Source organism: Actinoplanes sp. NPDC023714, from assembly GCF_040639855.1.
In the GTDB taxonomy this organism is placed as follows: domain Bacteria; phylum Actinomycetota; class Actinomycetes; order Mycobacteriales; family Micromonosporaceae; genus Actinoplanes.
The window spans coordinates 1093486-1119694 of record NZ_JBFAAR010000001.1 but is presented as its reverse complement, the minus strand read 5'-3'; the positions used below and the strand labels follow the sequence as shown (position 1 = coordinate 1119694).

Annotated in this window: 20 protein-coding genes, 1 pseudogene and 1 riboswitch; of the genes and pseudogenes, 11 read left to right on the top strand and 10 right to left on the bottom strand. The window is 70.4% G+C overall.

The window, feature by feature from the left end:
- The first annotated feature begins 28 nt into the window (after positions 1–28).
- Entirely contained in the window at positions 29–1006 is a 978-nt protein-coding gene (locus tag AB0G10_RS05305) for a nitroreductase (RefSeq protein WP_360916773.1), read from the top strand.
- A gap of 111 nt (positions 1007–1117) precedes the next feature.
- On the opposite strand, the gene AB0G10_RS05300 is transcribed toward AB0G10_RS05305, so the two are convergent.
- A complete protein-coding gene (locus AB0G10_RS05300; protein ID WP_360916770.1) occupies positions 1118–2803 on the bottom strand; it encodes a sulfatase in 1686 nt (561 codons plus the stop codon).
- A 128-nt stretch (positions 2804–2931) separates the two neighbouring features.
- On the opposite strand from AB0G10_RS05300, the gene AB0G10_RS05295 reads away from it, so the two are divergent.
- Genes AB0G10_RS05295 through AB0G10_RS05285 form a run of 3 tightly spaced genes read left to right on the top strand, consistent with a single transcriptional unit; the run spans position 2932 to position 7231 of the window.
- On the top strand, positions 2932–3528 hold the full coding sequence (locus AB0G10_RS05295; RefSeq protein WP_360916767.1) for a TetR/AcrR family transcriptional regulator: 597 nt from the start codon (positions 2932–2934) through the stop codon (positions 3526–3528).
- A complete protein-coding gene (locus AB0G10_RS05290) occupies positions 3522–5276 on the top strand; it encodes an ABC transporter ATP-binding protein (protein WP_360916763.1) in 1755 nt (584 codons plus the stop codon). Before AB0G10_RS05295 ends, AB0G10_RS05290 begins: the two co-directional genes overlap by 7 nt.
- A 53-nt stretch (positions 5277–5329) precedes the next feature.
- Positions 5330–7231, top strand: a complete 1902-nt coding sequence (locus AB0G10_RS05285; protein ID WP_360917964.1) for an ABC transporter ATP-binding protein — start codon at positions 5330–5332, stop codon at positions 7229–7231.
- A gap of 48 nt (positions 7232–7279) precedes the next feature.
- Here the strand turns inward: AB0G10_RS05285 and AB0G10_RS05280 are convergent, their stop codons facing one another.
- From AB0G10_RS05280 to AB0G10_RS05270, 3 genes are all read right to left on the bottom strand, one after another.
- A complete protein-coding gene (locus tag AB0G10_RS05280; RefSeq protein WP_360916761.1) occupies positions 7280–10156 on the bottom strand; it encodes a Calx-beta domain-containing protein in 2877 nt (958 codons plus the stop codon).
- Positions 10157–10170: 14 nt separating this feature from the next.
- Positions 10171–10250, bottom strand: a riboswitch (cyclic di-GMP riboswitch).
- 149 nt (positions 10251–10399) lie between these two features.
- A complete protein-coding gene (locus AB0G10_RS05275) occupies positions 10400–11032 on the bottom strand; it encodes a response regulator transcription factor (protein WP_360916758.1) in 633 nt (210 codons plus the stop codon).
- Positions 11029–12168, bottom strand: coding sequence for a sensor histidine kinase (locus tag AB0G10_RS05270; protein WP_360916755.1), 1140 nt, complete (start codon positions 12166–12168; stop codon positions 11029–11031). Before AB0G10_RS05270 ends, AB0G10_RS05275 begins: the two co-directional genes overlap by 4 nt.
- 60 nt (positions 12169–12228) lie before the next feature.
- Between AB0G10_RS05270 and AB0G10_RS05265 the strand changes: the two are divergent.
- A pseudogene (locus tag AB0G10_RS05265) lies at positions 12229–13302 on the top strand (transposase); the annotation flags it as partial.
- Positions 13303–13458: 156 nt separating this feature from the next.
- Here AB0G10_RS05265 and AB0G10_RS05260 read toward each other — a convergent pair.
- The 4 genes from AB0G10_RS05260 to AB0G10_RS05245 form a co-directional block, all read right to left on the bottom strand.
- The gene (locus tag AB0G10_RS05260) at positions 13459–14250 is read right to left on the bottom strand and encodes an ABC transporter permease (protein WP_360916752.1); all 792 of its coding nucleotides are present in this window, start codon (positions 14248–14250) and stop codon (positions 13459–13461) included.
- On the bottom strand, positions 14247–15086 hold the full coding sequence (locus tag AB0G10_RS05255) for an ABC transporter ATP-binding protein (protein WP_360916749.1): 840 nt from the start codon (positions 15084–15086) through the stop codon (positions 14247–14249). The genes AB0G10_RS05260 and AB0G10_RS05255 overlap by 4 nt, the downstream gene beginning before the upstream one ends.
- 85 nt (positions 15087–15171) lie before the next feature.
- Positions 15172–15933 (bottom strand): ABC transporter permease, encoded by a 762-nt coding sequence (locus AB0G10_RS05250; protein WP_360916746.1) that lies wholly within the window; start codon positions 15931–15933, stop codon positions 15172–15174.
- The gene (locus tag AB0G10_RS05245) at positions 15930–16853 is read right to left on the bottom strand and encodes an ABC transporter ATP-binding protein (protein ID WP_360916744.1); all 924 of its coding nucleotides are present in this window, start codon (positions 16851–16853) and stop codon (positions 15930–15932) included. Before AB0G10_RS05245 ends, AB0G10_RS05250 begins: the two co-directional genes overlap by 4 nt.
- Before the next feature lie 111 nt (positions 16854–16964).
- Between AB0G10_RS05245 and rnhA the strand changes: the two genes are divergently transcribed.
- The gene (gene rnhA, locus AB0G10_RS05240) at positions 16965–17429 is read left to right on the top strand and encodes a ribonuclease HI (protein WP_360916741.1); all 465 of its coding nucleotides are present in this window, start codon (positions 16965–16967) and stop codon (positions 17427–17429) included.
- Here rnhA and AB0G10_RS05235 read toward each other — a convergent pair.
- Positions 17413–17979: a hypothetical protein gene (locus tag AB0G10_RS05235; protein ID WP_360916738.1), complete on the bottom strand. Its 567-nt coding sequence runs from the start codon at positions 17977–17979 to the stop codon at positions 17413–17415. The two genes, rnhA and AB0G10_RS05235, sit on opposite strands and share 17 nt — an antisense overlap.
- Before the next feature lie 289 nt (positions 17980–18268).
- Here AB0G10_RS05235 and AB0G10_RS05230 point away from each other — a divergent pair, with 289 nt between their 5' ends.
- A complete protein-coding gene (locus AB0G10_RS05230) occupies positions 18269–19546 on the top strand; it encodes an ABC transporter substrate-binding protein (RefSeq protein WP_360916736.1) in 1278 nt (425 codons plus the stop codon).
- A 46-nt stretch (positions 19547–19592) separates the two neighbouring features.
- On the top strand, positions 19593–20585 hold the full coding sequence (locus AB0G10_RS05225) for an ATP-dependent DNA ligase (RefSeq protein ID WP_360916733.1): 993 nt from the start codon (positions 19593–19595) through the stop codon (positions 20583–20585).
- A 427-nt stretch (positions 20586–21012) separates the two neighbouring features.
- Here AB0G10_RS05225 and AB0G10_RS05220 read toward each other — a convergent pair whose 3' ends face one another.
- Complete coding sequence (locus tag AB0G10_RS05220; RefSeq protein ID WP_360916730.1) at positions 21013–21537, bottom strand: hypothetical protein; 525 nt, start codon at positions 21535–21537, stop codon at positions 21013–21015.
- A 124-nt stretch (positions 21538–21661) separates the two neighbouring features.
- Between AB0G10_RS05220 and AB0G10_RS05215 the strand changes: the two genes are divergently transcribed.
- From AB0G10_RS05215 to AB0G10_RS05205, 3 genes are all read left to right on the top strand, one after another.
- A complete protein-coding gene (locus AB0G10_RS05215) occupies positions 21662–22765 on the top strand; it encodes a histidine kinase (protein WP_360916727.1) in 1104 nt (367 codons plus the stop codon).
- A 4-nt stretch (positions 22766–22769) separates the two neighbouring features.
- Positions 22770–23420, top strand: a complete 651-nt coding sequence (locus AB0G10_RS05210) for a response regulator transcription factor (protein ID WP_360916724.1) — start codon at positions 22770–22772, stop codon at positions 23418–23420.
- Positions 23421–23483: 63 nt separating this feature from the next.
- On the top strand, positions 23484–26165 hold the full coding sequence (locus tag AB0G10_RS05205; RefSeq protein ID WP_360916721.1) for a bifunctional diguanylate cyclase/phosphodiesterase: 2682 nt from the start codon (positions 23484–23486) through the stop codon (positions 26163–26165).
- Positions 26166–26209: the final 44 nt, after the last annotated feature.

The following is a 26209-nucleotide window of genomic DNA, read 5'->3' as shown; positions in this document are numbered from 1 at the left end:
AGCACCAGGTACCGGCAATACTGGTGCCATGAGCAATGCGGAAGAGGTCAAGAAGGCCCTGGTGCAGGCTGCGGACGCCGCCCGGTTCGCTCCCTCGATCCACAACACTCAGCCGTGGCGCTGGGTCGTGCAGGGCGGTGAGCTGCGACTGTTCGGGGTCACCGAGCGGCAGCTCGCCGAGCAGGACCCGGAGGGCCGGATGCTGCTGCTCAGCTGCGGCACCGCCCTGCACCACGCCCAGGTGGCGCTCGAGGCCGAGGGCTGGCGCTACGAGATCTCCCGGCCGGAGACCCCGGAGAACGGCCCGCTCGCCGTGATCAGGCCGACCGAGCGGGAGGCGATCCGGCCCGAGGCCACCCGGCACTTCCAGATGTTGCAGGTCCGGCGCACCGACCGGCGCACGGTCACCGACGAGGCGATCCCGGAGAGCGTGCTGGCGTTCCTGACGAAGGCCGCCGAGGAGGCCGGGGCGAAGCTGCACGTGCTCAAGCGCGACCAGGTCATCGAGCTGGCCGTCGCGGTGGAGCAGGCGCAGAAGGCGCAGGACACCGACGATCGGCTGCGCGCCGAGACGGCGAACTGGGTGGGCGGCGAGCGCGAGGAGGGCACCGGCATCCCGGCCTCGGCCCTCCCCGAGGAGCTTCCGCTCACCACCGTCGCGGAGCGCGACTTCTCGGTCCGGGGGACGCTTCCGGCAGGTGGGGGGCATGATCAAGGGGCGACGTACGCGGTCCTCTACGGCACCGGCGACGACTCCGCCGACTGGCTGCGGGGCGGCGAGGCGCTGAGCCGGCTCTGGCTGACCGCGGCCGAGCAGGCGGTGAGCCTGCTGCCGCTGAGCGGACCGGTGGAGATCCCGTCGAGCCGGGTCGCGCTGCGGCAGATGCTCGGCGGCCTGGGCTGGCCGTTCCTGGCGCTCCGGCTCGGCACCCTCGACCCGGCCCACTCGGCGCCGCCCAAGACCCCGCGCCTCCCCGCCGGCCAGGTCATCGAGATCCTCGACTGACCGGCCCCTTCGGAGGGCCGCGGCCGGAAGATCCCGGCCGCCGGGACAGCTGGGAAGGCGAACCGGCCGGCCACGGGGCGTTGTGGCCGGCCGGTCCAGGGTGGAGAAAGGTCAGTGTGGGTCACCGTCCGGGCCGAAAGCAGTCAGAAAACGGTCGCGGAAGGTGTCCATCCGCCAGACCGGCGCGTCCGGGGCCGGCTTGAGGCCGTCGGTCCAGCCCCACGACGCGATCCGCTGGAAGACCTCCGGGTCCTTCGCGACGATCGTGATCGGCACGTCGTGGGTGGCGTTCTGCCCGACCACGACCGGCGCCGGCTGGTGGTCGCCGAGGAAGACCATGACGAGATCGTCCCGGCCGTACTCGGCGGCGTGCCCGAGCAGGCTGTCCAGTGAGTAGGCGACCGACCGGGCGTATGCGGACTTCACCCGGTCGCCGTCCTTCCACAGGCTCTGCGGTGACTCGGCGCCGGTGACCATCGGGCCGTAGACGCTGCCGTCACCCACCCGGTCCCAGCCGACCATGTCCGGCACCGGCGCCCACGGGGTGTGGCTGGAGGTCAGGGTGATCTCGGCGAGCAGCTTGCCGCGGTCCTTCTTCGCGTACTCGAGCTTCTGGAACGCCGACATGACGTACTGGTCGGGCATCGTGGACCAGCTGAACGCGGGACCGTTGTAGCCCAGCGTGTGCGAGTCGTAGATGTGGTCGTACCCGTAGAACTGTCCCTCCGGCCAGGCGAAGGTGATCCCCGGCTCGACGCCCACGGCGCGGTGCCCGGCCTCGTTGAACGCCCGGGTCAGGGTGAGCCGGTCGGTGGAGACGAGGCTGCGGTACCGCTGCTCGTTGTCGATCCACAGGCCGGACAGGAAGGTGGCGTGCGCGAGCCAGCTGCCGCCGCCGGCCGTGGACGAGGTGAGGTATCCGCTGCGGGACGCGAAGCCGGCCTTCGCGAGCCGGTCCCCGTTCGCCGCGAGGCTCGCCAGCACCGGGCCGTTGAACTGCGGGTTCTCCACGGCGTCCCGCCCGTAGCTCTCCACGAACGAGACGATCACGTCCTTATCCCGCAGCGCCGTGAGCAGCTGGTCGGCGGGCCGGTCGCGGAACGCGTCGACCTGGACCTCCTCGGCGAACCGCTTGCGGTCGCGCAGGTCGTTGGGCAGCGCGAGCGCCGTGTGCGCGGCGAGTTCGGCGGCGGTGTACGACGCGACCGGGATGCCGCCGATCAGCTGGAAGCCGATGGCGGTGAGCGCGACCCAGGCGACGCCCACCGTGCCGAGACCCCGCCAGGCCCAGACCCGGCGAGCGCTGCCACGGTGGTCCGACAGCACTGCGGCCAGCCGGTTGACCGCCCAGGCCATCGCGGCGACCAGGCCGGCGGCGAGCACGACGGCGCCGGCCGCCGCGGCGATCGCGGCCGGTTTGCCGATCGAGTCGGTCAGGAAGTTGAAGCCGTCGTCGACCAGGATCCAGTCGAGGACCGGGTCGAACCGGCGGGCCAGCACCGCGAAGAACCCGATGTCGATGAACTTCACGACGGTGAGCAGGCCGAGCAGCACGCCGAGGGAGAGGACGATCGGCCGGCGGGCCCGGCCGAGGCGCCCCCGTTCCGGCAGCAGGAGCAGGACCGTGCCGGCCACCAGTGCCTCGACCGGGATGCGCAGGAGAGCGGTGAATGCCGAATTGCCGGGCGGCAGCCGGAAGATCTGGTCCGGGACGATGAGCGCCAGGAAGACCAGAACGGCGGCGAAACCGGTGGTCAGGTGCCTTGCTGCGCGGCGGTACGGCTTTTCGTTGCTCACAGTCTGTTGATACGCCTCCTACCTGAAAGCGGTTCGACCGGCCTACCCATGACAAAAGTCAGTGGATGAGTGAGTGCTCGCTCATTAGAGTTCCCGGTATGGAAGCCAGGCGTAGACGGGTGCCGGCCATGGCACCCGAGGAACGGCGGGAGGCGCTGATCGCGGCGACCATCCCGCTGCTGCACGAGCACGGTCTCGAGGTGAGCACCCGGCAGATCGCGCACGCCGCCGGCGTCGCCGAGGGCACGATCTTCGGCGTCTTCGAGAGCAAGAGCCAGCTCGTGGTCTGCTCGGTGATCAAGGCGCTCGACCCGCAGCACACCCTCGACGGGATCGCCGCCATCGACCCCGCGGCCGGCCTGCGGGAACGGGTGGCCGCCGCGGCCGACCTCGTGCACCAGCGCTTCCAGGAGCACGCGCACCTCATGAACGCGGCCCGCAAGCTGATCTTCGATCGCAGCGGGCCGGAACCGGAGGCCCACCAGCGGATGGTCGCCTCGCGGGAGAAGCTGTCGGCCGCGGTCGTCGGCGTCTTCGCGCCGGACGCCGACCGGCTCCGGATCTCCCCGGAGCGGGCCGCCCGCCTGCTCCTGCTGCACTGCGGCGCCGACGCCTTCGGGCCGTTCGGCGAACCGTCCACCTTCAGCGGCGCCGACCTGGCGTCACTACTGCTCGACGGAATCCTGACAACCGAATCGGAGCGGGGGGATCAGTCACCGTGCTGATCAAGTTACTTCGCGTCCATCTGCGTCCGTACCGAACGGAGATCACCCTCGTGGTGCTCTTCCAGTTCCTGCAGACGCTGGCGACGCTCTACCTGCCGGCGCTCAACGCCGACATCATCGACAACGGCGTGGTCGAGGGCGACACCGGCTACGTCATGCGGGTCGGCGCCGGCATGCTCGGCATCACGCTGGTCCAGATCACCGCGCAGGCCGTCGCGGTGTACTTCGGCGCCCGGACCGCCATGGCGGTCGGCCGTGACCTGCGCGCCTCCATCTTCGAACGGGTGCAGACCTTCTCGGCCCGCGAGGTCGGCCAGTTCGGCGCGCCGTCGCTCATCACCCGGACCACGAACGACGTGCAGCAGATCCAGATGCTGGTGCTGCTCACCTTCACGCTCATGGTGTCGGCGCCGATCATGTGCGTCGGCGGCATCGTGCTGGCGCTGCGCGAGGACGTGCCGCTCTCCTCGCTGCTGCTGGTGATCGTGCCGCTCCTGATCACCGTGGTCGGCTTCATCATCTCGCGGATGCGGCCGCTGTTCCGGCTCATGCAGGAGCGCCTCGACCGGGTCAACCAGGTCATGCGCGAGCAGATCACCGGCATCCGGGTGATCCGCGCGTTCGTCCGGGACGACCACGAGCGGGAGCGCTACGGCGTCGCGAACGACGATCTCACCGACGTGTCGCTGCGGGTCGGCCGGATCATGGCGCTGATGTTCCCGACCGTCATGCTGATCGTGAACCTCTCCAGCGTCGCGGTGGTCTGGTTCGGCGGGCACCGGATCGACTCCGGCGGCATGCAGGTCGGCGAGCTGACGGCCTTCATCAGCTACCTCATGCAGATCCTCATGTCGATCATGATGGCCACCTTCATGTTCATGATGATCCCGCGCGCCGAGGTGTGCGCCGAGCGCATCAAGGAGGTGGTGGACACCGACACCAGCGTGACCCCGCCGGCCACCCCGGTCACCACGCTGGCGCGACACGGCGAGCTCGAACTCAGGGACGTGGACTTCCGCTACCCCGGAGCCGAGGCCGCGGTGCTCTCGGACGTACGATTGAAGGCTCTTCCCGGTGAAGTGACAGCGATCATCGGCAGCACCGGGAGCGGGAAGACGACCCTGCTCAACCTCGTGCCGAGGCTCTTCGACGCGACCGGCGGGACGGTCCTGGTGGACGGCGTCGACGTCCGCGAGCTCGACCCGGCCCTGCTGGCCCGCACGATCGGCCTGGTGCCGCAGCGGCCCTACCTGTTCACCGGCACGATCGCCTCCAACCTGCGCTACGGCAACCCCGACGCCACCGACGAGGATCTCTGGAAGGCGCTGGAGATCGCCCAGGCGCGGGAGTTCGTCGAGTCGATGGAGGGCGGCCTGGACGCCCCGATCGCGCAGGGCGGCACGAACGTCTCCGGCGGTCAGCGCCAGCGCCTCGCCATCGCGCGGACGCTCGTGCACCGGCCGGAGATCTACCTCTTCGACGACTCGTTCTCGGCCCTCGACTACGCCACCGACGCGGCGCTGCGGGCCGCCCTCACCGACTATCTGACGGCCGGCGGCGGCCAGGAGGCGACCGTCGTGATCGTGGCGCAGCGGGTCAGCACGATCCGCGACGCCGACCGGATCATCGTGCTGGACGACGGCCGGGTCGTCGGCACCGGCACGCACGACGAGCTCATGGGGTCGAACCCCACCTACCGCGAGATCGTCCTCTCGCAGCTCACCGAGAAGGAGGCGGTCACCCGATGAGCGAGAACCGGCCGCAACCGCGGCCCATGGGTGGCCCGCCGGCCGCCCGGATGATGATGGCGGGCGGCCCGCCGGAGAAGCTGCAGGACTTCAAGGGGTCCACGAAGCGCCTGCTCGGCCTGCTCAAGCCGCAGCGCGCCCTGGTCGGCGTGGTGCTGATCTTCGGCATCGCGAGCGTGACGCTCTCGGTGATCGGCCCCTACCTCCTGGGCCAGGCCACCAACGTGATCTTCAACGGCGTGATCGGCCGGATGCTGCCGGCCGGCCTCACCAAGGAGCAGGCCGTCGAGGCCCTCCGCGCCCGGGGCGACGGCAGCCAGGCCGACCTGGTCGCCGGCTCCGGCGCCGTCCCCGGCGAGGGCATCGACTTCACGAAGCTCGGGCAGGTCCTCACCTGGGTCGCGGTGATCTACCTCTTCGCCTGGGTGTTCGGCGTCCTCCAGGGCCGGATCACCGCCAAGGTGGTGCAGACCGCCGTCTTCGACCTGCGCAACCAGGTCGAGGCGAAACTGGCCCGGCTGCCGCTCTCCTACTTCGACAAGCAGCCGCGCGGCGAGGTGCTGAGCCGGGCCACCAACGACACCGACAACATCGCGCAGACCCTCCAGCAGACGTTCGCGCAGCTCGTCACGGCTCTGCTGATGATCGTCGGCGTACTCGGGGTGATGTTCTGGATCTCCCCGCTGCTCGCCCTGATCGCCTTGGTGACCGTGCCGGTGTCGTTCTGGCTGACCACGGTGATCGGCAAGCGGTCGCAGCCGCAGTTCGTGGCGCAGTGGAAGACCACCGGCCAGCTGAACGGCCACATCGAGGAGATGTTCACCGGCCACACGCTGGTCAAGGTCTTCGGCCGGCAGCAGGAGGCCGCCGAGACGTTCCGCGAGCACAACGACAAGCTGTACGCGTCCAGCTTCCGCGCCCAGTTCATCTCCGGCCTGATCCAGCCCGCCATGATGTTCATCTCGAACGTCAACTACGTGCTGGTCGCGGTGGTCGGCGGCCTGCGGGTGGCATCCGGCACGCTGACCCTCGGCGACGTGCAGGCGTTCATCCAGTACTCCCGGCAGTTCAGCCAGCCGCTCACCCAGGTCGCCAGCATGGCGAACCTGGTGCAGTCCGGCGTGGCCTCGGCCGAGCGGGTGTTCGCCCTGCTCGACGCGGCCGAGCAGACGCCCGACCCGGCGCCCCTCGACATGCCGCACGTGCGGGGCCGGATCACCTTCGAGAACGTCTCGTTCCGCTATCTGCCGGACAAGCCGCTCATCGAGGACCTGACGCTCACCGTCGAGCCGGGTCAGACCGTCGCCATCGTCGGGCCCACCGGCGCCGGCAAGACCACCCTGGTCAACCTGCTGATGCGGTTCTACGACGTGACCGGTGGGCGGATCACCCTGGACGGGGTGGACATCGCCACGATGCCGCGGGAGCAGCTGCGCGAGCAGATCGGCATGGTCCTGCAGGACACCTGGCTGTTCGGCGGGACCATCGCGGAGAACCTGGCGTACGGGGCCTCCGGCTCGCCGGAGATGACAGCGGTACGGCAGGCCGCCGAGGCCGCCCACGTCGACGGCTTCGTCCGGATGCTCCCCGAGGGCTACGACACGAAGATCGACGAAGAGGGCTCGAACATCAGCGCCGGGCAGAAGCAGCTCATGACGATCGCCCGGGCGTTCCTGGCCGAGCCGAGCATCCTCATCCTCGACGAGGCCACCAGCTCGGTGGACACCCGGACCGAGGTGCTGATCCAGCGCGCCATGAACACGCTCCGGACCGGGCGTACGAGCTTCGTGATCGCCCACCGCCTCTCCACGATCCGCGACGCCGACGTGATCCTGGTGATGGAGAACGGCAGCATCGTCGAGCAGGGCTCGCACGACGAGTTGCTGGCGGCCGGCGGGGCCTACGCGCGGTTGTACTCTGCGCAGTTCGCGCAGGCGGTCGCCGAAGTGGATTGACCCACGGAAAAAGGGGGCGGCCGCATGGCCGCCCCCTTTTCTCAAGGACTACTTGACGGTGACCTTCTTGGAGACGCTCCAGCCGCCCAGGACGCCGACGCCGGTGTTACCGGCGACGAAGGCCCGGAACGTCAGCGACTTCCCGCTGGTCAGCTTCTTGTTGATGCTGTAGACACCGTTGGTGCCGGTCTTGCCCTTGTAGACGGTCTTCCACGCGCCGCTCACCCAGCTCTGCACCAGGATGTCCTGGCCGGCGCCCTTCGGGTTACCGGTGACGGTGACCGTGAAGTTGCCCCGGCTCGGCGAGGTGGCGGTGAGGACCGGGGTCTGCATGACCCGGACCGCGAGTTCCTTCGACTTCATGTCCCCGACGGCGACCTGGAAGATGAAGCCCTGGGTGATCGCGTGCGTGAAGGTGTACGCGCCCGTCGAGTTGGCGGTGACGCTCTTCAGCTTGACCGCCGGACCCTCGGCGCCGAACGGCGCGCCCCACAGGTCGACGGTGGCGCCGGCCGTGGCCTTACCGGTGATGGTCGCGTTGCCCGCACCCTTGATCGAGGCGGCCGGCGTGCTGATCGTCGGCGCACCCGGCGTCTCCGGAGCCCCGCCGTCGCTCGCCGCGATGGTGATCCAGCCTTCGGTCACCGAACCGAAGCCGCCGAGGCTCGTGCCGCTGACCCGGATGGTCTCGTTCGGCTCGTTGACCTCGTCATCGGCGATCTGGACATCGGTGATCGCCACGACCGAGCCCGGCTCGGTGCCCGGGTCGATGCTGACGGTCTGGGTGCCCGGGTTGATGAAGTCAGCGGCGTCCGCGGCCTTCACCCCGTTGCCGGACGCACCGGCGAAGGCGATCGTCGCGGTCATCGCCTGGTCCGAGACGCCGGAGACGGTTCCGGTCACCGCAACGGTGCCGCCCTCCTCGCCCGTGACATCGTTGATCTTGAGTTCGGGCGCCTTGTCGTCGTTCTCGAGCGTCAGAACCAGCGAGTCCGACGTGCCGGTGACACGGGTGCTGCTGAGGTAGGAGTCACCTGACTTGGGCGTGAGGGTGAGGTTCACGGTCTCGTCGCGCTCGTTGACGAGGTCACCGTTGATCAGCATGACGCCGTAACCGGTGGTGCTCTCCGCCGGGATGGTCACCTCGGCGCTGCCGGCCGCGTAGTCGTTCCCCCCGACGCCGCTGTTGGTCGTCACCGCCGTGCCGGATCCGGGGTCGGTGAGCTCGAAGGTGACCGGGCTCTCGCTGCCGTTGCTGAGCTTGACCGGCAGCAGCACGGCGCTGGTCTCGTTCCCCTCCGGCATCGCGATGTCGTCGAAGACGAACGTCGGCTTGGAGTCGTCGTCGGTGATGGTCACCGCGTTGGTGGGCGTGGGGTTGGCCGCGCCGACCGGGTCGCTCAGGACGATGTTGAACGTCTCACCGGTGCCGCCACCCGGCTCGTAGACCGTGTCGCCGACGACGTCCACGGAGAAGGTCTGGGTGGTGGTGCCGGCCGGGAAGGTGAGGGTTCCGGACTTCGAGACGAAGTCCTTCACCGCCGTGGCCTTGCCGATGGCCGGCGCCTCCGCCTCGGTCGCCCACTTGACCTTGACGGTCCGGCCGGAGGCCGCGCTCAGCTTCGCCGTGATGGTACGGCTGGCACGCCCGCTGTTGCCCTCCTGCACCGTGGTGGTGTCGATGGTGACGTCGGGCTGGCTGCTGTCGTTGTCGGTGATCGTGATGTCGGCCTTCGACGGCGTGCCGAGCTCGGCGTTGGACGGGTTCGCCAGCTGAACGCCGAAGTCCTCGTCCGCCTCGTTCAACGAGTCGTCGGTGATGGTGATGGTCGCGTCCTCGGCGGTGTCCCGCGCGGGGAAGGTGACCGTCCGCGACGTCGACGCGGGGTACCCGAAGTCGGTGCCCTGGGTCGCCAGCTCGTGGTCCTCGTTCTTGGCGGTCGGCGGGATCGCGTCCCAGCGGACCGTGACCGGCTTGTCCGAGCCGAGGTCGAGCTCCAGCGGGATCGTCTTGGTGCCGGCGCCCTCGGACACCGTGGCCGTCAGCGAGTCGGCGATGCTGACCTTCGGAAGCGGGTCGATGTCGGTGATGCCGACCTGGACCGACGTGTTGGCCGGGGCCGCGACGTTGGTCGCGGTGCCGGTCACCGTGAAGTTCTCGAGCTCGGCGGAGTCCCGGACGTCGTCCTTGCCGACCACAATGTCCTTGGTCGCGCTCGTCTTGCCCTTGGCGATCGTGATCGTGTTCTGACCGGAGCCGAAGTCGGTGTAGTCGTTGCCCTTGGTCGCGGTGCCGTCGACCGCGGTCAGGGTGACCACGGTCTCCAGCCCGGACGGAGCGTCCAGCCTGGCGGTCAGGGTCGCCTTCGCGCCGCTGCCCTCGGTGACCGGACCGGTCGTGGTCAGCGTGTATCCCGGCGCGTCGTCGTTGTCGCTGATCGAGCCGGAGCCCTCCACCGTGGTCCCGCCCGACGTGGCGACGAGCTTCACCGTCTCGGGCGTGGCGCCCTCGTAGAGCGCGTCGTCGATCGTGCGGACCGTCACGGTCCGCGTCACGTTGGTCTCGCTGTCCGGGAAACTGACGGAGGTCGGTGACGGCGAGGTGACGAAGTCGGTGCCCGCCGTCGCGGCGTTACCGGATCCCGCCTCCGTCCGGAGCGTGTAGGTCGCCGTCGGGATGGTCTGGCCGGACCCGGCGCCTTCCCGGGTCAGCGTGAAGACGAGGTCACCGCCCTCGGTGATCGTGGGCGACGAGATCGTCACGTCACCGGCGGCCGCGTGTGCGGGCGAGGTGATCATGACCGTCGGGACGAGACCCACCGCCGCCGCAACAGCGATCGAGAGGGCCCGTCGCATCGACTTCGGGCCACGCAGCGCGAACGGAATCGAGCCGCTCTTGGCCGCATGGGCTTGTGGATAGCGCATGTGTTTCTTTCTCCTTCGGCGGCTGGGCTACCTCCGTTCGGGGAGGCCCCTGGCTTTGCGCCCCCGCCTCACGACGGGTTTGCCTGTTCGGGTACCGCGCCTGACAGCCGAAAACGAAAATGGCCGCCCAGGCACCGGGGAACCGGTATGTGAGCAGCGCAAACACCGGATCGTGATCCGGCATGAGGTCGCGCCTTCCGTAATCTAACCGGCGTATCGTCCCCTTACCGGCAGAACGGTTTTTTAAGTCGAATCGCCCTCAAGTAGCCCATGCCGCATCGCTGTGGTGACGGCCGCCGTCCGGTCCGCCACGTCCAGCTTGTTGAAGATCCGCAGGAGGTGGGTCTTCACGGTCGCCTCGGAGATGAACAGGCGTTTGCCGATCTCGGCGTTGGTGAGGCCGGCCGCCACCTGCCGCAGCACCTCGGTCTCCCGCGCCGAGAGCGCCGGCGGCGCCGGGGTGCGGACCTGCCGCACCAGGGTCGAGGCCACGCTCGGCGCGAGGACCGTCTCGCCGCGGGCCGCCGCCCGGACCGCGTCGGCGAGGTCGGCCGGGGAGGCGTCCTTCAGCAGGTATCCGGAGGCACCCGCCTCGATGGCCCGCAGGATGTCCCGGTCCGACTCGTAGGTGGTCAGCACCATGACCCGGACGCCGGGCGCCTCGGCGAGGATCCGGCCGGTGGCCTCCACCCCGTCGCCGTCCGGCATCCGCAGGTCCATCAGCACGATGTCCGGGCGGAGGACGACCGCCTGGGCCACCCCCGCCGTACCGGAGGACGCCTCGCCGATCACGGTGAGGTCGCTCTCGGCGTCGAGCATGCCGCGCAGGCCCATCCGCACCACGGGATGATCGTCGACGAGCAGGATCCGGATCATGCGGGGATCTCCAGTTCGATCGTGGTGCCGTCGGAGCCGTGCACGGTGAGCGTGCCGCCGACCTGATCGGCGCGGGCCTTCATGCCGGGAAGCCCGAACCCACCCGACATTTCGGAAATGTCGGAAATACCGCACCCGTCGTCCCGCACCATGAGCCGCACCGCATCGACCGAGTACGCCAGCACCACGGACACCGAACCGGCGTTCGCGTGCCTGCGTACGTTCGTCAGAGCCTCCTGCGCCGCCCGCAACAGCACCACCTCGACGGCGGTGGGCAGCTCCCGCACATCCCCGGTGACCCGGACCGTGGAATCCACGCCGGCCTCCTCGCTGAACCGGGCGGCCTGCCGGCGGATCGCCTCGGGCAGCGAGGCCGAGGCCAGCGCCGCGGGCGAGAGGGCGGCCACGAGCGCCCGCGACTCGGCCAGGTTCTCCCTCGCGGTGCGCACCGCCAGGGCGAGGCGCTCGTCCTTCAGCTCCGGGTCGGTCGCCTGGATCAGCGTGATGATGCTGGTGAAGCCCTGCGCCAGGGTGTCGTGGATCTCCCCGGCCAGCCGGTTCCGCTCGGCCGCGACGCCGGCTTCGTGGGAGAGCCGGGCCAGCTCGGCCCGGCTTTCGGAGAGCTCGGCGATGAGCGAGGCGCGCTCCTGGCTCTGCTCGACGATCTTGGTGATCCAGACCCCGATGCAGACCCCGGCGCCGGTGGAGATCGCCGCGATCACCAGGTCGATGCCGATGCCGCCGGGGTCGGCCCGGAGCTCCAGCAGGACCGGGATCACGTTCGCGACCACCACGAGGACGATCGCCCGGCGCAGCGGGACCAGCATGAAGAAGATCGGCAGGACCGCGAACATGAGCCAGGTCGCCACCGGCACGCAGGCGATCGCCACGGCGAAGAGCATCAGATGCGCCACGCAGACGACCAGGGCCGAGGTGTTCGCCGCCTCCCGCCGGATCAGCTGCCGGCCGGCGACCGCGTGCAGGACCGCCATCGCGGCGATGGCGGCGATCGCGCCGGCGCGGAGCGCGATCGAATAGCCGTCCACCATGACGATCGCGGCCGCCACCGCGACCGCGACCACCGCGAAGTAGAGATCCCAGAGCCAGAGCGCCGGAGGTGAGGTGGTGGAGCTCATTGAACCTACTTCCGTGGGACTTCCAGGCTTCGCCTGCACCTGCCGACCACAACTTCGACTATGATGATGATCAATATGATCGAGACGGTGCGATACACCTACCGTTTGCGGCCAGGCGTTCAGGCGCAGGCCGCGATGCTGGTCGAGTGGGGCAAATGCCGGTTCTTGTGGAATGAGGCTGTCCATCAACAGAAGGCAGGCCGCAAGCCGACCCTCTGCAAACTGTCGAGGATGCTGACTGAGGCGCGTGCCCGGTTCACTTGGCTGCGCGAGGGCTCCCAGGTGGCTCAGCAGCAGACGCTGCGCTCCTACGCCGCGGCCCTGGACGCCTCGTTCAAGGTCAAAGGCCGGGGCCGGCCGAAAGTCAAGCGGCTCAAGGAGGTCTTCCCGAGCCTGGAATACACCACGCGGGGCTTTCGGATCAAGGACGGTCGCCTGCGCCTTCCCGGCAAGGTCACCGTCCCGATCGTGTGGTCCCGCAAGCTGCCATCCGATCCCACCAGCGTGCGGGTCTATCGAGACAACCTCGGCCACTGGTACGCCTCGTTCGTCGTGCGCCGCGATCGTGCCGAGACTCCTGAGGCGGACCTGCCTGGCATCGGCGTCGACTGGGGCGTGAAGAGCACGGCCACCACGACCGACCCGGCATTCGACCTGCCGCATCTCGGCCACCGTCGCCGCTGTGCCGCCGAACGAGCCAAGGCCCAGCGCAGGATGGCCCGACGACGCCGCCCCGAGGGTCTCGCGCCATCTAAGGGCTACCTGAACGCCAAGCGGCAAGCCGCCCGGGTCGAGAAGCGGGCCGCGCGGCAGAACAGCCACGACGCCCGCATCTGGGCGAGACGGGTGGCCGAGCACCACGCGCTGATCGCGGTCGAGGATTTCAAGCCTACGTTCCTCGCCAAGACACGCATGGCCCGCAAGGCTGCCGACGCAGCCATCGGCGCCTGCAAAAAAGAATTGATCGTTCAAGGTAAGCGGGCGGGCCGGAAGGTGGTGTTGGTGCCGCCCGCGTACACCACCATGACCTGCGCCGAGTGCGGAACGAGAACCAAGGAACGCCTCGGATTGGGTCTGCGCATCTTCGAGTGCACGATCTGTGGCTACATCGCAGACCGCGACCTCAACGCCGCGAGGACGATCCTCGTCACGGCTGAACGCAACCGTGCCGGCGCTGACGACGTAAGACATCTGATCGCCTCCTCCCGGGACGGTGGATCACTGCGGTCCGAGCTGGGGAATCCCTGGTGTGCAGGGAGGAAACCCCCCGAACCTATTCGGGGGGAATCGTTAACGCTCGCTGTTGTTCCACCGGAAGGTCGCCAGGCACAGCACCAATCCGATCACACACCACGCGCCGAGCACCAACGCCACCGTGCCGAGCTGCCAGGAGCCGTCGAGTTCCTGGCTGGCCGCCGACTCGGGCAGGAAGACGTACCGGAAGCCCTGCGCCATCCAGCGCACCGGGAAGAGCGAGGCGACCGTGATCAGCCAGTCCGGCAGCTGGCTCATCGGCTGGATGAACACGCCGGAGACGAACTGGAGCGCCACGACCGGCACGTTGAGGATGGCGCCGGCGTTGCGGGCGTTGCGGACCAGCGCGCTCACCGCGACGCCGAGCAGCGAACAGGCGATCACCGACAGCAGGAAGATCCAGGAGAACGTGACCCAGTGCTGGGCGTCCGGCAGCGGCATGTCGAAGACGAGCACACCCATGAGGATCAGCAGCGCTGCCTCGGCGAGGCTCAGAACCAGGACCAGAAGAGCCTTGCCGATCAGGTACGCGGAGACCGGCATCGGCGTCCCGTGGAGGCGTTTGAGCGTCCCGTCCTCCCGGTCCATGGCGAGCCCGGCCCCCATCGTCACGAACGCGGTGTTGAGCACCCCGTACGCGATCATGCTGGCCGTGAAGACCTGGCTCGCGCTGACGCCGGCGTCGTTGTACTCGTCCCCGAAGATCGTCCCGAAGAGCAGCAGGAGCATCGCCGGGAAGGCGAACGTGAAGACCAGCGCCGTCTTGTCCCGGACGAACTGGAGCAGCTCGACGTTTCCTCGACGGGCGCTCATACCCAGCGTGCTCATGCCGCACCACCGATCAGGCGAAGGTAGGTGTCTTCCAGGGTCGGCCGGGTGATCGTGAGCGTCGTCAGATCTGCCCCCGTGGCGACCAGACGACGGATCAGATCGGTCGGATCCTCGTGCTGCTCCTCGTGCGCCACCCCGTCCGGCGAGCGCCAGCGGACCTGCGCGGCCGCGGCTCCCCGGCCGCCGAGCGTGGCCGGCGTGCCCTCGGCGACGATCTTCCCGTCCGCGATCACGACGAGCCGGTCGGCGAGCGCCTCGGCCTCGTCCAGGTAGTGCGTGGTCAGCACGATCGTGGTGCCGTCGGCGGCGAGCCGGCGGATCAGCTCCCAGAACTGGCGGCGGGCCTCCGGGTCGAACCCGGTGGTCGGCTCGTCGAGGAAGAGCAGCTCCGGACGCCCCACGATGCCGAGCGCGACGTCGACCCGGCGGCGCTGGCCGCCTGACAACGTACGAATCCTGCTCTTGCTCTTGGCAGTGAGCCCGACCAGCTCGATCACCTCGTCGGCCGGGCGCGCGTCGGGGTAGAAGCCTCCGATGTGCCCGACCATCTCGCGGACGGTCAGATCGGCGGCGTCGTCGGCGTCCTGCAGCACGATGCCGATCCGGCTGCGCCAGGCCGACCCCGCCCGGCCCGGATCCTCGCCGAGCACCCGCACGTCACCGGAGGTACGCCGGCGGTGACCCTCGAGGATCTCCACAGTGGTGGTCTTGCCGGCGCCGTTCGGGCCCAGCAGCGCGAAGATCTCGCCACGGGCGACGACGAGGTCGACGCCCGCGACCGCCTCCCGATCCTTGTAAGTCTTACGAAGCCCAGTTACTTCGATCGCTTCCATGCCACTGATCGTGCCTCTGGACGCCTTGTGAAAAGGACGACCGGGCGACCGTCATCGGCTGTCAACCGATCGATGGACAGAGGCGCTACTCCCAGCGGAAATTGCGGGCCGCGGCGGTCAGCCACACCACCGCCCACAGGCCCAGGCTCAGCCAGATCGTGAACGGCACCGACGAGTCGTGGAGCAGGGTGGCCCGGAGCGCCTCGGCGTGCGCCGCCAGCGGCAGCAGGAACCAGCCGGCCGTCCCGAGGTCGGGCGCCGCGAACATGATCCCGCCGACCGAGAGCATCACCACGTAGATCAGCGTCGCCGCGCCGGTCGTCGTCTCCGGCTTGAGCACGCTGGCCAGGAGCAGGGCGAGCCCGCTGTATCCGGCGGCCGCGAGCACGGTCACCGCCACGGCCGGGAGCACCTGGTCGCCGTGCGGGCGCCAGCCGACCGCGAAGCCGACCGCGCCGAGCACCAGCACCTGGAGGACGATCTGGACGAGCACCGCGGCGGTCTTGGCGAGCAGCAGGCCGGGCCGGGTCAGCGGCGAGGCGCCGAGGCGCTTGAGGACGCCGTAGCTGCGCTCGTAGCCCGTGGTGATCGCCTGCCCGGTGAACGCCGTCGACATCACGGTCAGCGCCAGCACGCCGGGCACCACGAAACCGAGCCGGTCGTCGGTCGGCAGGTTCGTCACCTCGAAGAGGCCGGCCCCGAGCAGCACCAGCAGCGGCACGCCCATGGCCAGCACCACGGCCTCGCCGCGGCGGGCGGTCAACAGCAGCTCCATCCGGATCTGCCGGCCGATGATCGTCCGCATCGGCGCCCGGCCGGGAGCGGGAGCGAAGGTTCCGGCGCTCACTTGGCGGCTCCCACGAGATCGGTGGTCAACGAGAGGTAGACGTCTTCGAGCGTCCGGCGCCGGCTGCTCACGGCGGTGACGTGCGCGCCCCGGGCCGCGAACCACCCGAGCACGTCGGCGAGGTCGCGGGTGTCCAGCGCCCCCGTGATCGAGTATTCGCCGGGGGACGTCTCGGTGATCGTCCGCTGGAGCGTGCTGAGGTCCAGTCCCGGATCGGCGCGCACCTCCAGCAGGTCGATCCCGGCCGCGGCGGTCAGCTCGTTGGGCGTCCCGGTCGCGGCGACCTTCCCGTTCCGCATGATCACCACGTCGTCGGCGAGGCGCTCGGCCTCGTCGAGCAGGTGCGTCGTGAGCAGCACCGAGACGCCGTCGGCGCGCAGCTCCTCGATCAGCTGCCAGGTGGTGTGCCGGGCCTCGGTGTCCATCCCGGCCGTCGGCTCGTCGAGGAAGACCAGCTCGGGACGGCCGACCAGGGCCACCGCGAGGCTGAGCCGCTGCTGCTCGCCGCCGGAGAGGCGGCGGAAGCGGGTACGGGCGAACTTCGTCAGCCCGAGCCGGTCCATCAGCATGCCGGTGTCGAGCGGGTTCGCCGCGAACGACGCGAAGAGCTCGAGGATCTCGCCGGCCGCCGCCCACGGGTAGACCCCGCCGGACTGCAGCATGATCCCGAGCCGGGGCATGAGCTCGTCGTGGTCGCCGACCGGGTCGAGCCCGAGCACGGTGGCCGCGCCGCCGTCCGGGCGCCGGAAGCCCTCACACACCTGGAGGAGGCTGGTCTTGCCCGCGCCGTTGTGGCCGAGCAGCGCCAGAACCCGTCCCCGGGGCACGGTCAGGGACACCCCGTCGACGGCGGTCTTCTCGCCGTAGCGCACCACGACGTCTCGGACATCAACCGCCGCGGCCACGTCGCCACCCACCATTGAGCTCCCCTTGGAATCGCCGCCGCCCTTGCAACCATACGGCGCGGACCTCCCGGCACTCGCCACGGCAGTCCCACAGGATGCAATGCCTCACCCTTATTCTCACTGACCATGAGCACGGTCGTGGAGATCTACACGGACGGCGCCTGCGCGCCGAACCCCGGCCCGGGCGGCTGGGGCGCGGTGCTGCGCTACGGCAGGGCCGAGAAGGATCTCTGCGGCGGCGAGGCGAACCCGACGACGAACAACCGGATGGAGCTGATGGCGCCGATCCGGGCCCTGGAGACGCTGAACCGGGCGCCGCTCACCGTCGACATCTACACCGACAGCGTCTACGTCCGGGACGGCATCACGAAGTGGCTGCCCCGCTGGCGCGCCAACGGCTGGCAGACCGCGTCCCGGCAGCCGGTCAAGAACGTCGACCTCTGGCAGCGCCTCGACGCGGCGGTCCGGCGGCACGAGGTGAGCTGGCACTGGGTGAAGGGGCACGCCGGCCACCCGGAGAACGAGCGCGCCGACCGCCTGGCGGCACGGGGCCTCAAGGAGGCCGTGGAGGCCGCTACTCGTCCGGCCTGATCACTTTCGCCCGGGCCACGCGATCCGGGGGCAGCCGATAGGTCGCCGCCCTGACCAGCTCCTCCGGCACGCTGTGCTTCCCCTCCCGCTGCTCCGGTATCCACGGCTGCGCCGCCCATCGAGGATCGGGCAGCGTCGAATAGGCCACCCCACCGGGCGCGGCCGGTTCCGGAATCCCCGGCCCGGCATGCGGCGGAGGAGCGGGAAAACCCTCTTTCGGTACGCCGTCCGTCCCGTCCGCCGAAGCTGGTGCCGGCCCCTGTTCCGGCGCTTGTCCCGGCTTCTGTTCGGGCCTTTGTTCCGGGCCGCGGGGTGGCACCGGGCGCGGGACGGCCACCCGCGCCGTCGCCCTCTCCCGCCGCCGGCCGGCCGCGCGCGCCGCCATGCTGAACACGCTGCGGGTGCCGGTCGCATACCCGTCCCGGTAGGCCTCGGCCCGGTCCGCGCCGTTCTGCCGCCGCTGGTGGATCCGGCCCGCGGCGTACCCGCAGCAGGCCACGAAGAGCGAGAGCAGGACGGCGATGATCACTAGGTCGCCCGGTGCGGTCATGCCTCGATTGTGGCTATGTTGATAGACCGCGAGCTATGGCCCGTTTGACGTACCCCGAAGGAATTAGCTCCAAAGCTCAACCGATCGTCACCTGGATTCTCCGGTGGATTGTGATCTCTACTGCAGGGTAACCAGGCGTCGGAAGGCGTCCGCCGAGGTCAAGATCTATATGGGCCGCTCTGCGGGTGAGTGCCACGGTAGGTCACGAGTTGACACTTTTGCGCATTGAGCGGCACGGTACTCCCATTCGCCTGCAGGGCAACGACGAACTTGGATGATGGGGGCCGTCATGCGCGGGTTGGCCGGACGTCGTACGCGACGCGCCCTGGCGGCCGCCGGGGTCGTCCTGCTGCTGGCGGCCTCCGCCTGCACCGGCGGTGACGACGACCCGGAGGCCGCGCGGGTCGAGGTCTTCACGTGGTGGGCCGAGGGCGGCGAGAAGGCCGGCATGGACGCGCTGGTCAGCCGGTTCACCGCGGACTGCGCCGGCCAGCAGTTCACCGACGCGGCGGTGGCCGGCGGCGCCGGCATCAACGCGAAGCAGGTGCTCACCGCCCGGCTCGCGCAGAACGACCCGCCGGACACGTTCCAGGCGCACGCCGGCGCCGAGCTCACCGACTACATCGACGCGGGCCGGGTCGAGGACCTGACCGGCGAGTACGACGAGTGGGGTCTCCGCGACGCGCTGCCACAGGGACTCATCGACGACCTCACGGTCGACGGCAAGATCTACTCGATCCCGGCGAACGTGCACCGCGCCAACGTGGTCTGGTCCAACCCGCAGGTCCTCTCCGAAGCGGGCATCCACGCCGAACCGAAGACCATCACCGCGTTCCTGGGCGACCTGGAGAAGCTGCGGAAGGCGGGCATCGAGGCGCCGCTCGCGCTCGGCCGCGACTGGACCCAGCTCATGCTGCTCGAGGCCGTGCTCATCACCAAGCTCGGCGCGGAGAGGTTCGCCGGCCTCTTCACCGGCGCGACCAGCTGGAACAGCAGCGCCGTCTCGGCCGGCATCCGCGACTTCGACAAGCTGGTGAAGTACAGCAACGCCGACCGCGACTCGATGGACTGGCCGGACGCCGAGCGTCTGCTCATCGACGGCCGGGCCGGCTACCAGCTGATGGGCGACTGGGAGGCGGCCGACCTCACGGCCAAGGGCTTCCCGGCGTACGACTGGTTCACCTTCCCCGGCAACGGCGACGCCTTCCAGTGGCTGGCCGACTCGTTCGTGCTGGCGACCGGCGCCCCGAACCCGGACGGCACGAAGTGCTGGCTCTCCACGGTCGCCTCGGCCGAGGGCCAGCGGGCGTTCAACGCGGCCAAGGGGTCGATCCCGGCCCGGACCGACACCCCGACCGACGGCTTCTCCGCCTACCAGCTCGCCGCCGTCGAGGACTGGAAGGCCGCCACCCCGGTCCCGTCCTGCGCGCACGGCTCGGCCTGCTCGCAGGCGTGGCAGAACGCCGTGAACACCGCGCTGAGCGCCTACTCGACGACCCACCACAGCGTGGTGGCCCTGCAGAAGGCCCTGGCCGCGGCCGCCACCCAGTTCGTCAAGCAGGAGTAGAACCGGCAGCGATGCGCCGCAGCCGGGTTTCCGGCACGATGGGGCCATGGCTGCTGCGAAGGGCGCGGGCGAAGAGCGCGACGGCGTGAAGCTGACCAACCTGGACCAGGAGCTCTTCCCCGAGGCGGGGGCGACGAAGCGGGACCTCGTCGACTACCTGGACGCCATGGCCGGGCGGATGATCCCGGTGCTGCGCGACCGCCCGCTCTCGGTCATCCGGATCCTCGCCAAGGGCAAGGGCGAGCCGGAACGGTTCATGCAGAAGAACCTGCCGAAGTACACGCCGGACTGGGTTCCGCGGACCGCCATCTGGGCCGACGCGTCGCATCGTGAGGTGACCTACGGGCTCGGCAACGACCGGCGGACGCTGATCTGGTTCGGCAACCAGCGGGCCGTCGAGTACCACCCCGGCCTCACCCTCGCCGGCTCCCACCACCCGACCCACCTGATCATGGACCTGGACCCGCCCGAGGGCGAGGACGGCGCGAAGGGCTTCCGGCTCGCCGTCGCGGCCGCGCGCCTGGTCCGGCAGGTGCTCGCCGACGCCGGCATGACCGGCGCCGTGAAGACCTCCGGCTCGAAGGGCGTCCACGTCTTCGTGCCGCTCGAGCCGGACGCCGCCCCGGAGGACGTGGCCGCCGCCCAGCGTGCCGTGGCCGCCCGCGCCGAACGGCTCGACCCGGAGCTCGCCACCACCGCGTTCATCCGCGAGGACCGGCACGGCAAGGTCTTCCTCGACGCGACCCGGGCCGGCGGGGCCACCGTGGCGGCCGCCTACAGCCCGCGGATCCGGCCCGGCGTCCCGGTCTCGTACCCGCTCGGCTGGGACGACCTCGACGACGTGGTCCCGGCCGACTTCACCATCCACACGGCGCCCGGCCTGCTCGGCGACCGCGACCCCTGGGCGGAGGCGCTGCCCGGTCCGCAACCGCTCCCCCAGGACGTGATCGACGAGGGGCACACCATCCCCGTCGCCCGTGTCCAGGCCATGCACGAGGGCAAACGCCGAGCCAGGGCCAAACGCGAAGCCGAGTCCTGACCGGCTGCACAGGAGAGCGGCAATTCGGGCGCGGGGACAGCCCTGGCGTACAGCCAATGACGGTTGGCTGTACGGGAGAGCGACAAAACGGGCGCGAGAACGACCCTGGCGTACAGCCGGCGGCCGGCTGCACGACAGAGCGACAATTCGGGCGCGGAGACAGCCCTGGCGTACAGCCAATGACGAGTGGCTGTACGGGAGAGCGGCAAAACGGGCGCGAAGACGACCCTGGCGTACAGCCGGCGACCGGCTGCACAACAGAGCGGCAATTCGGGCGCGAAGACGACCCTGGCGTACAGCCGGCGACCGGCTGCACAACAGAGCGGCAATTCGGGCGCGGGGACAGCCCTGGCGTACAGCCGGCGACCGGCTGCACAACAGAGCGGCAATTCGGGCGCGGGGACAGCCCTGGCGTACAGCCGGGATTTCAGGCGGTGGCCAGGGCGCTCCAGAACGGGACCGTGGGGCGGACATGGCGGGTGGCGGGCTCGCCGATGGCGAACTCGCGGTTCAGCCAGTCCGGCAGGTCGGCGCCGTACACGATCACGTCGGTCTGGTAGATCGAGAGCACCGGGTGGTCCGGCAGGCCGGCCGGGAGGTAGCGGTGGGCGTAGAGCGGAATCATCCGGGGCGCGATCAGCAGGCCGGTGCGGGCGGCGGCGAGGCGGTCGCCGAAGGCCGGGCCCCAGCCCTCGTACCAGAAGTCGTTCTCGGCCACGTCGAAGAGCACGCCCTCGACCGGCGCGGTGAGTGCGGCGCGCAGGGCGGCCCGGTCGGGTGATCGCCAGTCCGGCCAGCCGACGCCGGTGGGCAGGCCGGCCGCGAGGAATTCGCGGTGGTCGGGCGCGAAGGTGAAGCCGAACTCCCGCTCGATGCCGGAGAGTTCCGTTTCGGACAAGCCGGGCGCGATGGTGAAGCGGCCGGAGGCGGCGAGCAGTTCCGCGGCGGTCACTGGGCTACCTTATCGAGCGGGGCGGCATACATCGAACGATGTACGCCGTACGCGGGAGGAGTCCATGCGGTTGCCAGCGGCGGGACGACGCGCCGGCCTGCCGGAAGTCCCTAGCGTTCCGGACATGGTCACCACGAAGTTCACCTATGCGGCCTCCGCGCTCACCCTGGTCGGCGTCCCGGCCGGGCTGGCGATGACCGGGGGCAACGTCGACGGCGTCTTCACCGGCCCGCTCGCGGTCACCCTCGCCCTGCTGGCCCTCGGCATCCGCCGCTGGCCGCGCACGATCCTCGTGCTCTCCCTCCTCTGCGTGTTCACCCAGCGCACCTCGTTCCTCATCGAGGCCGGCGGCATCTGGCCGGCGACCGCCGCGTTCGTCGGGGCGGCGCTGGCCGGGCGGACCCGGTTCGCCGTCGTCGCCGGATCGCTGGCCCTGCTCTTCTGGACGAACTGGGATGCGACGGTCGCCGAACGGCCCGTGGACTGGATCTTCGCCCACTCCGGGGGCGAGGCGCTCTGGCTGGGAGCCGCGCTCGCGGGCGTCACGGCGTACCGGAATGCTCTGGGCTGGCGCACCGAGATGGCCCACCGGATCACCCAGGACGAGTTGCAGCGAGAGATCGACGCCCGCCGCAGGCGGGCCGAGGAGCGCGTCGAGATAGCCCGCGACCTGCACGACGTGGTCTCGCACACGCTGGCCGTCGTGGGCGTCCACCTGAACGTGGCGCTGGACGCCTTCGACGCCGAACCGGAGGAGGCGCGGTCGTCGCTGAAGCTGGCCCAGGAGGTGCGCAACCGGGCCATGACCGACCTGAAAGCCCTGGTCGGCGTGCTGCGCGAGGGGTCGGTCCCGGCCCTGGAGAGCCTGGACGGCCTGGTCGATCAGGTACGCACGGCCGGCCTGCGGGTGTCGCTCAACGAGTTCGGCGACCCGGTCGACGTGCCGGCGCCGGTCGCCACCGCCGTCTACCGCGTGGTGCAGGAGTCGCTCACGAACACGGTCCGGCACGCGCCGCAGGCGACCCGAGCCGTGGTGACCCTGCGGTATTCGCCGAGCCGGGTGGTGGTGGACGTGCGCGACGACGGGACACTCCCGGTGGAGGCGGTCGTCGACGGGCACGGGATCGCCGGGATGCGGGAGCGGGTGGCGGCGCTGGGCGGGGCGCTGACGGCCGGTCCCGACAAATCCGGATTCGTGGTGCGAGCGAGCATCCCCGTCGGGAGTTGACCCAGTGCCGATCACCGTTCTCCTCGCCGACGACCAGCACCTGGTCCGCGCCGGATTCCGCAGCCTGCTGCGCCGCGGGCGGGACATCGAGGTCGTCGGCGAGGCGTCCACCGGCGACGAGGCGGTCCGGGCCGCGCGGACCCTGGCGCCCGACGTGATCCTCATGGACATCCGGATGCCGGGGATGGACGGCATCACCGCCACCAGGGCCATCCTCCGTTCGGAGAAGAGCAAGGTCATCATTCTGACGACGTTCGAGACCGATGAGTACGTCTTCTCGGCGCTCGCCGCCGGGGCCAGCGGTTTCCTCACCAAGGAGATCGACCCGGACGGTCTGCGCACCGCGGTCCGGGTCGTGGCGGCCGGCGACGCCCTGCTCTCCCCCAGCGTCACCCGCCGGGTCGTCGGCCAGTTCGCGCACCGCCCGGTGCCCGCCGCCGCGAAGCCCGGGGGCGACCGGCTGGCCGTGCTGACCGAGCGGGAGCGCGAGGTGGTCCGGCTCGTCGCCACCGGGCTCTCCAACGACGAGATCGCCGCCCGGCTGGTGATCAGCCCGCTGACCGCGAAGACCCACGTGACCCGGGCGATCGCGAAGCTCGGCGTCCGGGACCGGGTGCAGCTCGTCATCGTGGCGTACGAGGACGGTCTCATCTGAGTTTCTCTAAGGCCGGGGTCCGGCCGCCCGATGTCCCCGATGACCACGGGATATGGAGGCGCGATGGCACCGAGCTCCACCGCAGGACGCCGCTGGCTGCGCGCCTGCGCCCTGATCGTGTCGCTCCTCGTCGTGGTCGTCGTGCTGCTCACCGGCGGCGCGCCGGACACCGACCGGATCGTCGCGCTCACGGCGCTGCCGCTCGCCGCGGTCGCCGCGGCCGCCGCCTGCCTGTGGCGGTCCCGGCAGTTCACCGGGCGGGCCCGCTGGGGCTGGGCCACCCTCGCGGCGGGCATCGCCTTATGGGGCGCCGGCCAGTTCCGCTTCCTGCTCGGCACCGGGCCGAGCGTCGAGCCCGGGCCGATCGACCCGAGCCTCACCCTCCTCGGGATGGCCGTCCTCGTCCCGGCCGGCCTGCTGATCATGCCGAGCAGCTCGCAGCCGCTGGTCAACCGGATCCGCAGCATCCTCGACGGCCTCATGATCGCGACCTCGCTGATCCTGGTCGCCTGGGTCGCCGCCGCCGAGCTGATCACCGGCGCCGGGGTGGGCCTGCCGTTCTATCTGACGCTGGCGTTCCCGGTCGGCGACATCGTGATCGCGACGATGGCCGCGTACATGCTCCCGCAGCTGCGCCGCCGCCACGGCTGCGGCGCCGACCTGGCCTTCTTCGCCGCCGGCATGCTCGCCTTCGCGGTCTCCGACATCGGGTACGCCTACCTCGGACTGGTGCACGACGACGGCATCGGCCGGCTGCTCGACCTGGGCTGGCTCGCCGGATACGGCCTGATCATCGCGGGTGCCCTGCGTCCGCGGGTGCCCGCCGTCCCGCCGATGGACCTGCCGCGCGGCGTCCTCGGCGGCGCCGTGATGCTGCCGTACCTCGCGGTCCTCGCCGCCCTCGCGTCCAGCGTGCTGTTCCACGTCTCCACCGGGCACAGCCACCCCTTCGTGGCGTACGCCCGCTCGTTCCTGATCCTGCTGATCGTCGGCCGCCAGCTGCTCACCCAGCTGGAGAACCGCAGCCTCACCCGGCACCTGGAGAAGCGCGTCGCCGACCGGACCGCCGAGCTCTACGTCCGGGAGCAGCAGTTCCACGCCCTCGTCCAGCAGAGCTCCGACGTGGTGACGGTGGTCAGCCCGGACGCCGACGTGATCTACCAGAGCGAGTCGGTCCAGCGGATCTTCGGGTACGCGCCGCGGTTCCTCACCGGCCGCCGGCTCACCCAGCTGCTCGACCCCGCGTCGGCGCACCGGCTCGCCCAGGCACTGCGCCAGGTCACCGGCCGCCCGCACGCCACGACCGTCCTCGAGCTGACCGTCCAGCACCGCGACGGCCGGACCCGCGAGGCCGAGATGACGATCACGAATCTGCTGGACGACCCGCACGTCGGCGGCCTCGTGCTGAACACCCGGGACATCAGCGAGCGGATGGAGTTGCAGGAGCAGCTCGTGTACGAGGCCTACCACGACTCGCTGACCCAGCTGGCGAACCGGGCCCTCTTCCGGGATCGGACCGCCGCCGCGCTGGAGGCCTCCACCGACGTGACGGTGCTGCACCTCGACCTCGACGGATTCAAGCGGGTCAACGACAGCCTCGGGCACCTCGCCGGCGATCAGCTCCTGGTGCAGGTGGCCGACCGGATCACGGCGTGCGTGCGGGACTCGGACGTGGTGGCGCGGTTCGGGGCGGACGAATTCGGGGTGCTGGTGACCGGGGACGGCGCCGAGGCGGTGGCCCGGCGGATCCTGGACGATCTGGAGGAGCCGATCGTCGTGGGTGAGCGGCTGATCCACGCGCGGGCGAGCATCGGTTCCGCGGGCCCCGACGGCGACGCGGCGCTGCCGGCCGGGGAGCGCGCCGAGCAGATCATGCGGAACGCCGACCTCGCGATGCACCACGCCAAGGCGGCCGGCGGCGGGGTGTTCGCCGAGTACCGGCCGCGGATGCGGGATGGGCTGATCGAGCGGCTCGAGCTGGAGAACGACCTGCGCGGCGCCCTCGAGCGGGGTGAGCTGCGGCTGCACTACCAGCCCACGGTCGACCTGGAGACGCACGAGGTGGTCGGCTTCGAGGCGCTGGTCCGCTGGCCGCACCCGACCCGCGGGATGATCAACCCGCTGGACTTCATCCCGATCGCCGAGGCCACCGGGCTGATCGTGCCGCTCGGCCGGTGGGTGCTGCACGAGGCGTGCCGGCAGGCCGTCGAGTGGAGCGCGGCGGCCGGCGGGCGGCCGCTGAAGATGTCGGTCAACGTGTCCGTCCGCCAGTTCGACCAGGCCGGCCTCCCGGAGACGGTGGCGGCCATCCTCGCCGAGACCGGCATGCCCGCCGACCGGCTGTGCCTGGAGATGACCGAGAGCGTCCTGATGACCGACACCGAGTCGAACCTCGAGCAGCTGGTCCGGCTCAAGGCGCTCGGCCTCACCCTGGCGATCGACGACTTCGGCACCGGCTACTCGTCCCTCGCCTACCTGCGCCGGTTCCCGGTCGACACCCTGAAGATCGACCGCTCGTTCGTCGAGCGGCTCGGGGTGCTCGCCGACGACACGGCGCTCACCGACACGATCGTCCGGCTCGGCAAGAGCCTGGGCATGGCGACCGTGGCCGAAGGCATCGAGGAGTTCGGCCAGCTCGCCGCGCTCCGCGAGATGGGCTGCGGGTTCGCGCAGGGCTACTACTTCTCGCGCCCGGTCCCGGCCGCCGAGGCGGGCCGCCTGTTCCTGGAGGGGGCCGTCGCCTGAGATCAGCCGTAGCCAAAACGCGAAACGAGCGTTCCTCTCAAGTA